Origin of the sequence: Xanthomonas sp. NCPPB 3761, assembly GCF_041475705.2 — a bacterium.
Lineage (GTDB): Bacteria > Pseudomonadota > Gammaproteobacteria > Xanthomonadales > Xanthomonadaceae > Xanthomonas > Xanthomonas phaseoli.
In genome coordinates this window covers 3,177,692-3,192,174 of record NZ_CM191262.1, presented here as the reverse complement: position 1 = coordinate 3,192,174, position 14,483 = coordinate 3,177,692, and the positions used below count along the sequence as shown (strand labels likewise).

Here is a 14,483-nt window from a genome sequence, read left to right as displayed (position 1 = left end):
ACGTACGCATGCAACCTGGCGATTCCCAAGCCGCCGCGCCCATATCGCCGCTGGGCTGTCGTGTTGCGAGCTGCTCTAACGCGCCGACACTTCTTTCAACAGCGCCATCGCCGCTGCCGGGTTGCGTTCCTTCGCCGCACTGATGAAAAACACGAAGACCTCGCGCGGCTGTGGTGCTGGCGCCGTCGTTGCAACCACGTGCGGCAGGTCGGCCGGGTCTTCGCCGCGGCGCCAGGCCTTGATGCGCTCTGCCCAGCGCGCCAATGCCGGCGCCGGATACCCGGCATGCAGGCGCGCCTGGCTGCGCATCAGACGTGCATAGACGAAATCCGTGGACAGATCGGCGAACGAGGGGTGCTCATCCGAATCGGTGAACACCGTGGCCACGCCATGGCCGCGCACCAATGCGAGCAGCGCCGCATCCACCGCGTCATGGTCGCGGATCTCCAATACATGGCGCAGCGCACGCGTGCCTGCACGCTTGGGCAGCAACGACAAAAACGCGTCCAGATCGTCGGCCTGCAGCCGGTGCCCTTGTTCGAATTGCCACACCAGCGGCCCAAGGGTATCGCCGAGCTCGACAATGCCGCCGATGAAATCTTCCACCTGCGCCTTGGTACCGGCCAGTTTGCGCGACTGGGTAATGCGGCGCGGCGCCTTGGCCGAGAACACGAAGCCGGGCGGCACCTCATCGCGCCACTTCGCGTACGTGGCCGGCTTCTGCGTGCCGTAATAGGTTCCGTTGATTTCGATGGCGGTGACGTGGCGGCTTGCGTATTCCAGCTCGCGGCGCTGCACCAGCCCTTCCGGGTAGAACATGCCCGCGCGCCACGGCGCATAGACCCAGCCACCAATGCCGATGTGGATGCCGTCGAGGGCGCGCGGGGCGGAAGCGAACAGATCGGTCATTGCATGGATACTCGCTGGCGAGGTCGTGCGTCGTTGCGGATGCGTCAATGGGTGCGACGCGCGCCGGCCGATCATAGCCGTGGCGCAGGTGGCGCGATGAGAAACGTGGCGGCCAATGAGGCGCCGCGGTGAAGGGCATGGTTGAGCCTGCATGACGCAACGGTGCATCGCAGTGGGGCGGTCGTCTTGCCGAAGTGCGTTGCCCCTGCGCTGGTCTGCCGTGTTGGGGTTACACGCCGCCGAGGGTGAGCTGCGCACGCCACCGACGGCGTCGCTGCCGGCAACCCACGTCGGCTGCGTTGCGTCTCGGTGCCGCAATTCGGCGCCTTCGCAGTGCTTACCTCAAGCCGATGCACTGGACGCCAGCGCAGCAGCGCGCTGGCGAGTGCCCATACGCAGCAAGCGCCGCATGGCGACTGCCTTGCAGCGACCATCATGAAACGGCGAACGCAGCGGTGTCCGCGTGTGCGCACTGTCGCTGCGCGTGCGTGCCTGCATGTCGCGTTATCGGGTATCGGACATCGGGTAACGGGTAACGGGTATCGGGCATCGGTCCCCCATCGCCCGCGCGCCGTCACAGCCGGCTACCATGCCAGCTCTGCCGCGCGAGATCGCCCCGATGACCTGGACCACGCCTGATCTGTGTGACCGCTACCCCGACGTGACGATCGCCGAACCGCTGTTCCGCCACTTCGGCGGGCGCACGGCATTCGCCGGACCGATGGTCACGGTGCGCTGTTTCGAAGACAACTCGCGGGTGCGCGAGCTGGCCGCTACGCCGGGCGATGGCCGCGTGCTGGTGGTGGACGGGCAGGGCTCGCTCAAGCATGCCCTGCTAGGCGACCAGATCGCGGCCAATGCGGTGGCCAACGGCTGGGCCGGCGTGCTGGTTCACGGCTGCGTGCGCGATGTCGAGATTCTTGCCACGTTGCCGCTGGGGGTACTGGCGCTGGCGGCTTGCCCGCGCCGTACCGAGCGACGCGAGCTGGGCGATGTGGATGTGCCGGTGAATTTTGCCGGCGTGCCCTTCGTTCCGGGCCATTGGCTGTATGCCGATGCCAATGGCGTGCTGGTGGCGCCGCAACCGCTGGCGCTGGATGGCGCCGGCGGATCGATCTGACCAACAACCTGAAGGTGATGCAGTGACCTTGAACCGATGGCTGAGTGGGGGCGTGCTGATGGTGGCAAGCTTGGTGACGACAACGCACGCGGCCGAGCTTCCCGCCGGCATGCAGCAGTTCGATGCGCAGATGGAACGCGTGCGCAAGCAGTTCGACGTGCCCGGTCTCGCGGTGGCCATCGTCAAGGGCGGCCAGGTGGTGCTGGAGCGCGGCTACGGCGTGCGCGAGACCGGCAAGCCCGCGCCGGTGCAGGCCGACACGTTGTTTGCCATTGCCTCCAATACCAAGGCATTCACTGCCGCATCGCTGTCGATTCTGGCCGATGAAGGCAAGCTCTCGCTCGACGACAAGGTCATCGGCCATCTGCCGTGGTTTCGCATGTCCGACCCGTATGTGAGCGGACAAATGCGCATCCGCGATCTGCTGGCGCACCGCAGCGGCCTGAGCCTGGGCGCTGGCGATCTGTTGTTCTGGCCCAGCACCAGCTATACCACCGAAGAGGTCGTGCAGCGCCTGGCCAAGGTGCCGCTGAAGGGCGGCTTTCGCGACCGCTATGCCTACGACAACATCCTGTACGCCGTTGCCCAGAAGGTGATCGAGCAGGTGTCCGGGCAAAGTTACGCGGCGTTTCTGCAGCAACGCATCTTCGACCCGGTGGGCATGCGCGGCACGCGCTTCAACGCCGACCATCTGCAGCGCGGCGATCACGCGGCAGTCGGGCATGCCAAGTACGACTTTACCGAGCTGCGCACGGTGGCGCCGCTGACCTGGTCCAACAACTCCGGTGCCGGCGGCATCTATGCCAGCGCGCACGACATGGCGCTGTGGATGAACGTGCAGCTGGCCGGCGGCATCCTGCCCGATGGCAAACCCCTGTTCAGCGCCAAGCGTCAGCAGGAAATGTGGTCGATGATCACGCCAATCCCGATCGGCGAGGTGCAGGTGCCCGAGCTTGCCGCGGCGCGGCCGAACTTCGCCGGCTACGGTGAGGGCTGGAGCCTGAGCGACTACCGCGGCCATCGCATGGTCTGGCATACCGGCGGCTGGCCCGGCATGGTGTCGCGCCTGACGCTGCTGCCGGATCAGAAGCTGGGCGTGGTGGTGTTGACCAACCAGGAAGTGGGCGCTGCGTTCAATGCCGTGACCTTCCAGGTGCTGGATGCGTTCTTGCAGGTGCCGTCCACGGACTGGACCGCCGCCTACGCCAAACTGGTGGAGAAGGCCGACAGCGATGCGGACGCAAGTTGGAAGAAGCACCAGGACGCGCGTGCGGCGCGTTCGACGCCGTCGTTGCCGCTGCGCAGCTACGCGACCACCTATCGCGACCCCTGGTACGGCGATGTGGTGATCGCCCAGGACGGCAAGCGGCTGCGCATGCAGTTTGCCAAGACCGCCCAGTTGGTGGGCACGCTGGAGCATTGGCAGCACGACAGCTTCATCGTGCGCTGGGACGACCGCTCCTTGAATGCCGATGCCTTCGTCAATTTTGCGCTGACCCCGGATGGCGCGGTGCGCGAGATGCGCATGGAACCGATTTCGCCGCTGACCGATTTCAGCTTCGATTTCCAGGACCTGGTGCTGACGCCGGTGCCGGCGCAGGCCGCCGCGGGCACATGATGCAGGCAAGCGCCGATGGCCTGCGCGCCGTGCCTGGCGGGCCCAAGCGCGCAGGTGGCTCAGATCGCCATCGGCAGCCGCACGCTATCGGAGTGCGGCAGCTCCGGTTACGATCTGCGCACTTTTCAGGGATGTCGCCGCACGCATGACCACTCCGCAGATGTCGGTGTATTTCTTTTTGCAGGCTGCCGCGATTTTGTTGGTGTGCCGGCTGGTCGGCATGCTGGCCAAGCGCCTCGGGCAACCGCAGGTGGTGGGCGAAATGATTGCCGGCGTGATGCTGGGGCCTTCGTTGTTCGGCTTGCTGGCGCCGGGCGTGCAGGCAGCCCTGTTCCCCAAGCAGACCATGGACGTGCTGTATGTGTTCGCGCAGTTCGGCGTGGGCCTGTACATGTTCCTGGTCGGAACCGATTTCCGCGGCGACCACTTCCGCGCGCGCTATCGCAGCGCCATGAGCGTGTCGATGGCGGGCATCGCGGTGCCGTTCCTGCTGGCGTTTGCCATGTGCCCGTGGCTGATCAACGTGGAAGGCCTGTTTTCGGAACAGGCCAAGCTGACCGAAGCGTCGCTGTTCCTGGGCGCGGCCATTGCGATCACCGCCTTCCCGATGCTGGCGCGCATCATCCACGAACGCGGTCTGACCAATAGCCCGTTGGGCACTTTGGCGCTGACCGCCGGCGCGTTCGACGATGCGGCAGCGTGGTGCATTTTGGCCGTGGTGCTGGCCAGTTTCGGCGGCAGTTGGGGCAGTGCCTACCTGGCCATCGGCGGCGGCATCGGCTATGCGGTGTTCATGATTTTCGTCGGCCGGCATCTGCTCAAGCGGCTGGCCGATCATGTGGTGCCCGGCCAGCCGCTGAGCAACAGTGTCCTGGCGGTGGTGCTGATCCTGTTCTGCGTCAGTGCCTGGGCGATGGATGCGATCGGCATCCATGCGGTGTTCGGCGGTTTCCTGCTCGGGGTCTGCCTGCCCAGGGGCGCATTGACCGAGAAGCTGCGCGAGATGCTGCAGCCGTTCGTCGTGGTGTTGCTGCTGCCGATGTTCTTCACCTATTCGGGCTTGAAAACCCAGCTCAGCGTGTTGCTGCAGCCGCAGATCATGCTGGCCGGCGTGGCGATCCTGGCCGCATCGTTCATCGGCAAGGGCGTGGCCTGCTGGGCCGCGGCGCGTGCGACCGGCGAAAACAACCGCGACGCCATGGCGATCGGCTCGCTGATGAATGCACGCGGGCTGATGGAGCTGATCATCATCAATATCGGCTTGCAGGCCGGTGTCATCGAACAGGGCCTGTTCTCGGTGCTGGTGCTGATGGCGATCCTGTCCACGCTGATGGCCACGCCGTTGTTCAACTGGATCATGCGCCGCCACGCCCATGTGAGCGACGCGGTGCCGAGCCTGCAATCGCGGTGATCGGGCGCGCAACTGCCCGCGGGTGCGGGCACTTGCACTGGCGTGTGCGCGGCCGGGCGTTGCGTCAACGCCCCAGCGGTAACTGCACGCTGGCCAGCAGGCCACCGCCGGGGCGGTTGCTGACGACCAGTTGGCCATCGTGCGCCTGGCAGATGGCCGAGGCGATCGCCAGGCCCAGGCCGCTGCCGCCGGAATGCCGCGCGCGCGAGCTGTCGGCACGCCAGAAGCGGTCCAGCAGGTGCGGCAGTTGCGCAGGCGCCACGCCGGGACCGCGGTCGCCGACGGTGAGCTGCACGCTGTTGCCGTCGCGACGCACCTGGATCTCCAGCAGCTTGCCGGCTGCGGCGTAGCGCAACGCGTTATCGATCAGGATCGACAGCACCTGGCCCAGCCGGTGCCGGTCGGCATGCAGGCGCAGCGCCGGATGCGTGGGGTAGTGGATGGTCATCTGCGCCTCGCGCAGCGCCGGCCCTGCCCATTCGATGCGCTCTGCGACCAACTCCCGCAGCTCGACGCTTTCCGGCTCCAGCACCAGCTGGCCGGCACGCGCCAGCGACACCAGGTGCAGGTCGCCGATCAGGCGATTGATCTGCTCCAGCTGGCGATGCACCAGCCGCAGTTGCTCGGGTTCGCGCGGGAAGACGTCGTCCAGCATGCCTTGCACGCGTCCCATCGCGGCATTGAGCGGGGTGCGCAATTCATGCGCCAGCATCGCGCTGGAGTCGCGTAATTCGCGCTCGTACTGCTGCAGCCTGCCGCTCATCGTATTGAAGTCCTCGGCCAGGGCGGTGAGCTCGTCCGGCGCGCCGCGCACCACTTGTGCGCGTGCGCCGAAATCGCCATCGCTGACCCGGTGCGCCGCGAAAGCCACCTGCGAAAACTGCCGCGACAGCGGCCGCGACGCGAGCAGGCCGCAGAACAAAATGACCGGCACCGAGATGGCCATCATGGCGCCCAGCATCCACCAGTCCGGATTGGCCAGCCCGGGCAGGAAATTTTCGATGTCGTGATAGCGCTGGAACAGCTCCCACAGGCGGGCCTGGTTGGCCCTGGGCTGCTCGATCAGCTGGGAAATCTCCGCACGCGGCCCGGCCGGCACGGTGCTCAGGATCAGGCTGTAGCGCAGATTGAAATAGCACCACATGCCGAACGCGATGACCATCATGGTCACCACCGCCAGCGCGCTCATGCGCAGCCCCACCCACCACCACAGGGGCGCCTGGTTGCGCCAGGCATGAAACCGCCGCAGCACCCTCATTGAAAGCGATACCCCACTGCACGCACGGTGACCAGCACACCGGTGATGCCATGCACTTCGAGTTTGCGGCGCAGGTTGTGGATGTGCGAATCCACCACCCGTTCCAATGCATCGCTGTCGGGCAGGCAGGCGTCGAGCAATTCGCTGCGCGTAAAGGCCTTGAATGGCGTCTTGAGCAGCAGCGCGAGCAGGTTGAATTCGGTCGGGGTCAGATCCAGCGCCACGCTGTCGCCGTTTTCGTGTTGCACGCTGGCCACCACGGCGGCCGGATCCACGCTGAGCCGACCGTGCTGCAACGGCTCGCCCGGTGCGCGCACTGCCACGCTCCGGCGTAGCACCGCATGCACGCGCGCCACCACCTCCTTGGGGCTGTACGGCTTGACCACGTAATCGTCGGCGCCGTAGCGCAGGGCGCCGAGCTTTTCCGGCTCGTCGCCGATGGCGGTGACCATGATCACCGGCGTGTCGCCGGCGCGGCGGATCGTCGACAGCACCTCGATGCCGCTGAGCTTGGGCAGCATCACGTCCAGCAGCACCAGATCCGGTGCCCATTGCCGGTGTAGCTGGATGGCGCGTTCGCCATCGCCGGCTACCGCCACATCGAAGCCGTCGCGGCGCAGATAGGCCTCCAGAATGCTGGCGCTATCGCTGTCGTCCTCCACCAGCAGAACCTTTTTGCCTGTCATGGCGTGTTGCCCTGTCGTCTCGATCAAATCTGGATAATTCCCGAAAACAACCTGGACGCTGCGGGTCGAGGATGTCGGTCGAGATTGGCTCTGTGCTCCGACATCATGATTCCACAAATTATTCCGCATCGTTGGTCTTGCGTGTGCCTGGTTGCCGCCAGTGCGGTGCTGTCTGCTGGCTGCTCCCTGACGCCGGCCTACCAGCGCCCGGTGGTCAGCGTGCCGGCCACGTTCGGCAGCCCGCAAGCTGCACCCGCACCGGTATCCGCCCAGCCCGACGCCGATGCGACCGCCGCGGTCGGGTTGAACGCGCAAGAGCGCGCGTTTCTGCAGGCCTTCGCGCCAGACCGCGACCTGCGGCCGCTGGTCGAACGTGCCTTGGCCCACAACGGCGATTTCCGCCGTGCGGCGTTGCAGGTAGAACAGGCGCGTGCGCAATACGGCATCGCGCAGGCGTCGCGCCTGCCGACGCTCGCCGTCGGCGCACAGCAGCTGCGGCAACATTTCGACAACCCGACGCTGGATGCGCGCTACCAGCAGGATCTGGTGATTGCCAATGCGGGAATCGGCAATTTCGAAGTGGACTTTTTCGGCAAGCTGCAGGCGATGTCCGAGGCCGCACGCCAGCGCTACCTGGCCAGCACCCATGGCCGCGACGCGGCGCGTGGCGCCCTGATTGCAGAGGTGCTGCGCGCCTACACCGCCGAGCGCACCACCGCACAGGCGCTGCACCAGCTGCAATCGCTGGATGCCGACAGCGCTGCATTGCTTGCCATCGCCGAGCGGCAATATCAGGTGGGGCTGATTGCGCGCGACGAGCGCGATGCGCAGCAGCGGCAGGCCGACCAGGCCCATGTGGCGGCCCTGCAGGGCAACGACAACCACGCGGCGGCGGTGCGCGCGCTGCAATTGCTGGCCGGCTACGACAGCACGCCGGTACCCGGCGATCTGCAGGGGCTGATCGCCGCCGATACGTCGGCAAGTGCGTGGCGCGCACTGGATTCGTCGCTGTTGCTGCAACGCCCGGACATCCAGCAGGCCGAGCTGGAGCTGCGCGCGGCCAATGCCGATATCGGCGCGGCGCGCGCGGCGTTTTTTCCGTCGATCACCTTGAGCAGCAGCGTGGGCACGGCCAGCGACGGATTGAACGGCTTGTTTTCTGCAGGCCACGGCGTGTGGAGCTTCATGCCGCAACTGAACCTGCCGTTGTTCGATGGCGGCCGCAATCGCGCCAACCTGGATCTGGCGCAACTGCGCAAACGTGCCGATGTCCTCGCCTACGAGCAGGCGATCGAGTCTGCATTTCGCGAGGTCGCCAACGCGCTCGACGCCCACGCCACCTTGTCGCAGGCCGAGCCGCGCTCGCGCGAGCAGGTCGAACGCGAGCAACTGCGACTTGCCCGAATGCAACAACGCGTGGATGCCGGTCTTCAAGACCGCAGCGCGCTGCTGGCCGAGCGGACCCGCATCGCCCAGACCGAACTCGATTACCTGGATACCGCACGTCAACGCGTGCTGAGCCGTATTGCGCTGTTTCAGGCGTTCTATGGCGTGCGCCTGCCCACCGCTTCCTGACTTCCGACGGAGAATTCGATGAACGTATCGTCCTTCAATCGCCTGCGCGGCAACCATATGGTTCGCGCCAGCCTCCTTGCCTGCATGAGCGCCATCCCGTGCATCGCGCACGCACAAACCGATCTGACCGGAAGTTCGCGCCTGCTGGGAGACCGCACCGAGATCACCGCCGGCGCCGCAGCGGTGGCCACGTCGGAGTATGCCGGTGCCGAGCGCGCGCGCGTGCAATTCAATCCGGTGCTGGTGGTGCAGCGCGGCGTGTTGTTCTTCGACACCTCGCGCGGCGGCGGCCTGCAATTCCAGAGCAAGTCCGGCTTCTACATATCGCAATCGCTGTATTACGACCTGGGCCGGCTGCAACGCGACAGCAACTGGCGGCCGGGCTCGCGCCTGCTGGCCGGCATGGGCGATGTGCCTGGCTCGGTGACGGCACGTACGCTGGTGATGCAGCAAGTGACGCCCTATATGAACGTCAATGCGGAGGCGGAATTTACGCTCAAGGATGCTGCGCGCCGCAACCGCTATCGCGCCGGGATGGAGTTCACCCTGCTGCATAGCGCCAGCGACACGGTCACCCTGGACCTGGACGTGCATGGCGGCGACCGCCGCTTCAATCAGGCTTACTTCGGTGTCAGCGATGCGCAAGCCGCGCGCACCCGCTTTGCCGCCTTCAATGCCGGGTCCGGTGCGTATGCCGCCGCGGTAGGCGGCAGCTGGACGCACTCGCTGGGCGAGCACTGGGCCACCACGGTGGGGGTCACCGGAACGCGCTACCTGGACAACGCCGAAGACAGCCCGCTGGTGGCACGCCGCAGCGTGGTGAGCGGCAACCTTGCACTGACCTACAGCCGCTGAGCGGCATACACCGGGGGATCGAATGATGACGATGTTTTATCGCGGCCTGGTGTGCGGCACGTTGCTGCTGGGACTGGCCGCATGCAGCGGGCCGGATGCGCCGGCCACCGAGACACCGCGCGCGGTGAAGCTGGAGCGCTTCGGCAGCGGGAGCGATAACCCGCTGCAGGTGCCGGCGCTGGTGCGCCAGGAACAACGCGCCGAGCTGGGGTTCGAAGGGGCAGGCCGTCTGTCGGCAGTGCTGGTGGATGTCGGCGACCGGGTGACCCGCGGGCAACTGCTGGCACGGCTGGACGACGAACCGCTGCGCCTGCGCGAACAACAGGCCGATGCCAACGTGCGCGCGGCACTGGCGCAGTCTGGCGAACGGCAACTGCAATTGCGCCAGCAACAGGCAATGTTCGATGACGGCGCCAGTTCCAATGCCACCTTGACGGCCGCGCGGGCAGCGGCAGATGCGGCCGCCGCGCAGCTGCAGGTGGCCAGGGCCGACCTGGCCGTGGCGCGCCGCGGCACGCGTTTGGGCGAGCTTCGCGCGCCCTTCGATGGCAGCGTGGTGGCGCGCCTGCAACAGCCGCAGGCCGATGTGGCGGCGGGGCAGGCGGTGCTTCAGATGGAAGGGCAGGGCCGTGTGCAACTGGTCGCCACGCTGCCGGCGACTGCCGGTGCCGGCCTGGCGCCGGGGCAGACCATGCATGCCCGCCTGGTGGATGCGGGCGACGCGCCGATCGAACTGCGTCTGCGCAGTCTTTCCAGCCGCCTGGACAATGCCACGACCGTACAGGCGTTGCTGGAACCGCTCGCCGCCGCGCCGTCGCTGCGTAGCGGCGACAGCGTGATGCTGACACTGCCGACTCCTGCCGCTTCCACGCCGAGCGTGCCGTTGTCGGCGGTATTGCCCCGGCTCAACCGGCAGCGGGCCAGCGTGTTCGTATACCAGCCGGCAAAGCGGGCCGTGATCGAACGCGCGGTCGACCTGGGGACGATCGTCGGCGAGCGTGTGCAGATTCTGCGCGGGCTGCGTGCAGGCGAGCAGGTGGTGAGCGCCGGGGTGGGCTTCTTGGTGAACGGCCAGCCGGTGACGCCACTGCAGGCGCAAACGCAGCTGAGCGGAGGTCGCACGCCATGAAGCTGACCCAGATGGCGATGCGCTCGAGCCGGCTGACGTTGTTTGCCGCAGCGATGATCCTGATCGGCGGCATCGTGGCGTTTCTCGGTTTCCCATCGCAGGAAGAACCGTCGGTGACCGTGCGCGACACGCTGGTGTCGGTGGCCTATCCCGGCATGCCCAGCGAGCAGGTGGAAAACCTGCTGGCGCGTCCGGTGGAAGAGCGCTTGCGCGAGTTGGCCGGCATCAAGCGCATCGTCACCACGGTGCACCCGGGCAGCGCGATCGTGCAGCTGACCGCCTATGACGATGTGCAGGATCTGCCTGCGCTGTGGCAGCGCGTGCGCGCCAAGGCCGCGGAGGCCGGCGCGCAATTGCCTGCGGGCACGCTTGGTCCCTTCGTCGACGACGACTTCGGGCGCGTGTCGGTGGCCTCGATTGCGGTGACCGCAACGGGCTTTTCGATGAGCGAAATGCGCGCCCCGTTGCGGCGCATGCGCGAGCAGCTGTACGCCTTGCCCGGCGTGGAGCAGGTGAAGGTGTATGGCCTGCAGGACGAGGCGGTATATGTGTCGTTCGATCGCGCGCGGTTGCTGGCGAGCGGATTGACGCCCGCCAGCGTGATGGCGCAGTTGCGCGCGCAGAATGTGGTGGGCTCCGGTGGGCAGGTCGCGGTGTCCGGGCTGGCGCTGACCGTGGCCACGTCCGGCGAAATCCGCACGCCCGAGCAGTTGCGCGGCGTGCTGCTGAGCGTGCCAGGCGCGCCTGCCGGCGGTAACCGCGAAGTGACCCTGGGCGAGCTGGCACAGGTGCAGGTGATGCCGACCGACCCGCCGCAAAGCGCGGCCGTCTACCAGGGACAGCCGGCGGTGGTGGTCTCGGTCTCGATGCAGCCCGGCACCAATATCGCCGACTTCGGCAAGGCGCTGCGCGCCAAGCTCGACGACACCGCGCGTGAGCTGCCTGTTGGCTTCACCCAGCACGTGGTGAGCTTCCAGGCCGATGTGGTCGAGCGCGAGATGGGCAAGATGCATCACGTCATGGGCGAGACCATTGTCATCGTCATGGCGGTGGTGATGCTGTTCCTGGGTTGGCGCACCGGGTTGATCGTCGGCGCGATCGTGCCGTTGACCATCTTCGCGTCGCTGATCGTCATGCGTGTGCTGGACGTGGAGCTGCAGACAGTCTCGATTGCCGCCATCATTCTTGCGTTGGGCTTGTTGGTGGACAACGGCATCGTGATTGCCGAAGACATCGAGCGCCGTCTGGTGGCCGGCGAGGAACGCCGCCAGGCCTGCATCGATGCGGGCCGGACGTTGGCGACACCCTTGCTGACCTCCTCGTTGGTCATCGTGCTGGCGTTCTCGCCGTTCTTCTTCGGCCAGACCAGCACCAACGAATACCTGCGCTCGCTGGCCACCGTGCTCGGCGTGACGCTGCTGGGCTCGTGGTTGCTGAGCATCACGGTGACGCCGCTGCTGTGCATGTACTCCGCCAAGGTGCATGTCGCCAAGACCAGCGACGCCGGCGAGTCGCGTTTCTATCGCGACTACCGCCGTGTGATCGAACGCGTGCTGCAGCACAAGGTGCTGTTCATCGGTGCGATGACGGCGATGCTGGCGGTGGCGGTCACCGTGCTGGTGTCCATTCCGTACGACTTCCTGCCCAAGTCCGACCGCCTGCAGTTCCAGATGCCGGTGACGTTGCAGGCGGGCAGCGATGCACGCCAGACCCTGCGCACGGTGAGTGAACTCAGCCGCTGGTTGGGCGACCGCCATGCCAACCCCGAGGTGGTGGACAGCATCGGGTATGTCGCCGATGGCGGGCCGCGCATCGTGTTGGGTCTGAACCCGCCGCTGCCGGCGGCCAACCAGGCCTACTTCACGGTCAGCGTGCGGCCGGGGACCGACATCGATGCGGTGATCGCACGGGTGCGCTCGCATGTGCGCAGCCACTTCCCCGCGCTGCGTGCCGAGCCCAAGCGCTTTTCGCTGGGCGCAACCGAAGCCGGGATGGCGGTGTATCGCGTGGTGGGTCCGGACGAGGCCGTCCTGCGCAGCAGCGCTGCCGCGATTGCCAGGGCGTTGCGGGCGGTGCCGGGCACCGTGGACGTGCAGGACGATTGGCAGGCGCGCATTCCGCGCTACGTGGTGCAGGTGGACCAGCTCAAGGCCCGCCGCGCCGGTGTGAGCAGCGAAGACATTGCGCAGGCCTTGCAAGGGCGCTACAGCGGCGTGGACGCCACCTTGATCCGCGACGATGGCACCGATGTGCCGGTCGTCGTGCGCGGCAGCACCGACGAGCGTGCCGCCAACGGCAATCCGGCCGACACGTTGGTGTACCCGCAGGCAGGCGGCGCACCGGTGCCGTTGGCGGCGGTCGCCACGGTGCTGCGCGACAGCGAGCCGTCGGCGATCCAGCGGCGCAATCTCAGCCGTGCCATCACCGTGACCGCACGCAACCCGCAACTGACCGCGACCGAGATCGTCGAACGGCTGTCCGCGCCAATCGCCGCGCTCAAATTGCCGCCCGGCTACCGCGTGGAGATCTGTGGCGAGCTGGAAGATTCGGCCGAAGCCAATCAGGCCTTGCTGCACTACATGCCGCATGCGCTGGGCGCGATCCTGTTGCTGTTCGTGTGGCAGTTCAACTCGTTCCGCAAGTTGTTCATCGTGCTGTCGGCGGTGCCGTTCGTGCTGATCGGTGCGGCACTGGCGCTGGTGATAACCGGCTATCCGTTCGGCTTCATGGCGACCTTCGGCCTGCTGGCGCTGGCCGGCATCATCGTCAACAACGCGGTGTTGCTGCTGGAGCGCATCGAATCCGAACTTGCCGATGGCCTGCCGCGCCGCGACGCGGTGGTGGCGGCCGCGGTCAAGCGGCTGCGCCCGATCGTCATGACCAAGCTCACCTGCATCGTTGGCCTGGTACCGCTGATGCTGTTTGCAGGCCCATTGTGGACGGGCATGGCCATCACCATGATCGGTGGGCTGGCATTGGGCACGCTGGTGACGCTGGGCCTGATTCCGATCCTGTATGACCTGCTGTTCGGTTTGCGCCTGCGCCGCGGTGCCTGAGCGTTGTCAGCACACCGCAGCCAGTCGCGGCCAGGCGGGCGTGGATGGGCGCTCAGAGTCCGGATGTACATGGGGTACATCCGGACCCGAGCACCGGGCGCGCCCGCCTGGCGTTGCGCAGTCGAGTGACGCGCGGAGCTGGACGGCGTCTGCATTCGCCTGGCTGGCACGCCATACTGGTAACTGGCAGGCAAACGCATCACACGATGACCAAGGCAAGAAAGAAATCCGCGCAGCAAGCGCTGCAGGCCCCTGCACCGGTGTATCAACTGCATGTGGCATTGACCGGCAGCGCGCCGCTGATCTGGCGGCGCCTGCTGGTGTCCGGTGCGGTGCGCCTGGCCACGCTACATCGCGTGTTGCAGCCGGTGATGGGCTGGACTGGCATCCATCCCTACGAGTTCGACCTCGGTGGCGGACGTTATGGCGAATCCGGGCTGGATGTGCCCGAGCGTCCCCGGCTCAAGCACGCCGGGCGTGTCACGCTGGAAAGCGCGGTGGGCGAGCTGGAAGGCTTCGATTATTTCTACGGCGCCGGCCCTGGCTGGCAACATCGCCTGCACGTGGAAGCGCGGTTGCCGGCCGATGCCGGCCTTCGCTTGGCGCGCTGCATGGACGGTGCCAATGCCTGCCCGCCGGAGCGCAGTGGCGGCATCGGTCATTACCAGGCGCTGTTGCGCATCATCGCCGACCCGGACCACCCGCAGCATGTACAGGAACTGGCGAGCTTGGGTGGGCGCTTGGAACCCGGGCATTTCGATCTGCCGGAGGTCAATCGCCTGCTCGCGCGCGTGCGCGAGTGACAGTGGTGGCGCCTCAGGGGCGAAGGCGCTGCAGACCTCTTCTTTAGTTCTCATCGCCAGAGC

At 66.7% G+C, this 14,483-nt stretch carries 11 protein-coding genes; 8 read left to right on the top strand and 3 right to left on the bottom strand.

All coding sequences use genetic code 11. From position 1 onward, the window contains the following. Positions 1-75: 75 nt before the first annotated feature. Positions 76-909 carry a DUF72 domain-containing protein gene (locus ACCQ00_RS13960; protein ID WP_039570272.1) on the bottom strand — a complete coding sequence of 278 codons (834 nt, stop codon included), beginning with the start codon at positions 907-909 and terminating at the stop codon, positions 76-78. Positions 910-1,528: 619 nt separating this feature from the next. Here ACCQ00_RS13960 and rraA point away from each other — a divergent pair. From rraA to ACCQ00_RS13945, 3 genes are all read left to right on the top strand, one after another. Further along, complete coding sequence (rraA, locus tag ACCQ00_RS13955; protein ID WP_039570386.1) at positions 1,529-2,029, top strand: ribonuclease E activity regulator RraA; 501 nt, start codon at positions 1,529-1,531, stop codon at positions 2,027-2,029. 22 nt (positions 2,030-2,051) lie between these two features. Then, positions 2,052-3,647, top strand: coding sequence for a serine hydrolase (locus tag ACCQ00_RS13950; RefSeq protein ID WP_484606972.1), 1,596 nt, complete (start codon positions 2,052-2,054; stop codon positions 3,645-3,647). 145 nt (positions 3,648-3,792) lie between these two features. After that, positions 3,793-5,058 carry a cation:proton antiporter gene (locus ACCQ00_RS13945; RefSeq protein WP_017163354.1) on the top strand — a complete coding sequence of 422 codons (1,266 nt, stop codon included), beginning with the start codon at positions 3,793-3,795 and terminating at the stop codon, positions 5,056-5,058. A 64-nt stretch (positions 5,059-5,122) separates the two neighbouring features. Here the strand turns inward: ACCQ00_RS13945 and ACCQ00_RS13940 are convergent, their stop codons facing one another. Together ACCQ00_RS13940 and ACCQ00_RS13935 are read right to left on the bottom strand one after the other, a co-directional pair. Beyond that, a complete protein-coding gene (locus tag ACCQ00_RS13940) occupies positions 5,123-6,316 on the bottom strand; it encodes a sensor histidine kinase (protein ID WP_372353960.1) in 1,194 nt (397 codons plus the stop codon). Continuing rightward, positions 6,313-7,002 (bottom strand): response regulator, encoded by a 690-nt coding sequence (locus tag ACCQ00_RS13935; RefSeq protein ID WP_005912893.1) that lies wholly within the window; start codon positions 7,000-7,002, stop codon positions 6,313-6,315. The genes ACCQ00_RS13940 and ACCQ00_RS13935 overlap by 4 nt, the downstream gene beginning before the upstream one ends. A 105-nt stretch (positions 7,003-7,107) precedes the next feature. Here ACCQ00_RS13935 and ACCQ00_RS13930 point away from each other — a divergent pair, with 105 nt between their 5' ends. The 5 genes from ACCQ00_RS13930 to ACCQ00_RS13910 all read left to right on the top strand — a co-directional run bounded on the left by ACCQ00_RS13930 (position 7,108) and on the right by ACCQ00_RS13910 (position 14,420). Next, the gene (locus ACCQ00_RS13930; RefSeq protein ID WP_039570277.1) at positions 7,108-8,577 is read left to right on the top strand and encodes an efflux transporter outer membrane subunit; all 1,470 of its coding nucleotides are present in this window, start codon (positions 7,108-7,110) and stop codon (positions 8,575-8,577) included. An 18-nt stretch (positions 8,578-8,595) separates the two neighbouring features. Further along, complete coding sequence (locus tag ACCQ00_RS13925) at positions 8,596-9,432, top strand: MipA/OmpV family protein (protein ID WP_039570279.1); 837 nt, start codon at positions 8,596-8,598, stop codon at positions 9,430-9,432. A gap of 22 nt (positions 9,433-9,454) precedes the next feature. Continuing rightward, positions 9,455-10,561, top strand: a complete 1,107-nt coding sequence (locus ACCQ00_RS13920; RefSeq protein ID WP_039570281.1) for an efflux RND transporter periplasmic adaptor subunit — start codon at positions 9,455-9,457, stop codon at positions 10,559-10,561. Continuing rightward, positions 10,558-13,617, top strand: a complete 3,060-nt coding sequence (locus ACCQ00_RS13915; RefSeq protein WP_372353959.1) for an efflux RND transporter permease subunit — start codon at positions 10,558-10,560, stop codon at positions 13,615-13,617. Before ACCQ00_RS13920 ends, ACCQ00_RS13915 begins: the two co-directional genes overlap by 4 nt. 206 nt (positions 13,618-13,823) lie before the next feature. After that, positions 13,824-14,420 (top strand): plasmid pRiA4b ORF-3 family protein, encoded by a 597-nt coding sequence (locus ACCQ00_RS13910; RefSeq protein WP_039570285.1) that lies wholly within the window; start codon positions 13,824-13,826, stop codon positions 14,418-14,420. Positions 14,421-14,483 lie beyond the last annotated feature (63 nt).

What these genes read in the sequence shown, in the direction of transcription:
- ACCQ00_RS13960 (WP_039570272.1), bottom strand. Translation starts at nt 909, where the DNA reads ATGACCGATCTGTTCGCTTCCGCCCCGCGCGCCCTCGACGGCATCCAC.
- rraA (WP_039570386.1), top strand. Translation starts at nt 1,529, where the DNA reads ATGACCTGGACCACGCCTGATCTGTGTGACCGCTACCCCGACGTGACG.
- ACCQ00_RS13945 (WP_017163354.1), top strand. Translation starts at nt 3,793, where the DNA reads ATGACCACTCCGCAGATGTCGGTGTATTTCTTTTTGCAGGCTGCCGCG.
- ACCQ00_RS13940 (WP_372353960.1), bottom strand. Translation starts at nt 6,316, where the DNA reads ATGAGGGTGCTGCGGCGGTTTCATGCCTGGCGCAACCAGGCGCCCCTG.
- ACCQ00_RS13935 (WP_005912893.1), bottom strand. Translation starts at nt 7,002, where the DNA reads ATGACAGGCAAAAAGGTTCTGCTGGTGGAGGACGACAGCGATAGCGCC.
- ACCQ00_RS13930 (WP_039570277.1), top strand. Translation starts at nt 7,108, where the DNA reads ATGATTCCACAAATTATTCCGCATCGTTGGTCTTGCGTGTGCCTGGTT.
- ACCQ00_RS13925 (WP_039570279.1), top strand. Translation starts at nt 8,596, where the DNA reads ATGAACGTATCGTCCTTCAATCGCCTGCGCGGCAACCATATGGTTCGC.
- ACCQ00_RS13920 (WP_039570281.1), top strand. Translation starts at nt 9,455, where the DNA reads ATGATGACGATGTTTTATCGCGGCCTGGTGTGCGGCACGTTGCTGCTG.
- ACCQ00_RS13915 (WP_372353959.1), top strand. Translation starts at nt 10,558, where the DNA reads ATGAAGCTGACCCAGATGGCGATGCGCTCGAGCCGGCTGACGTTGTTT.
- ACCQ00_RS13910 (WP_039570285.1), top strand. Translation starts at nt 13,824, where the DNA reads ATGACCAAGGCAAGAAAGAAATCCGCGCAGCAAGCGCTGCAGGCCCCT.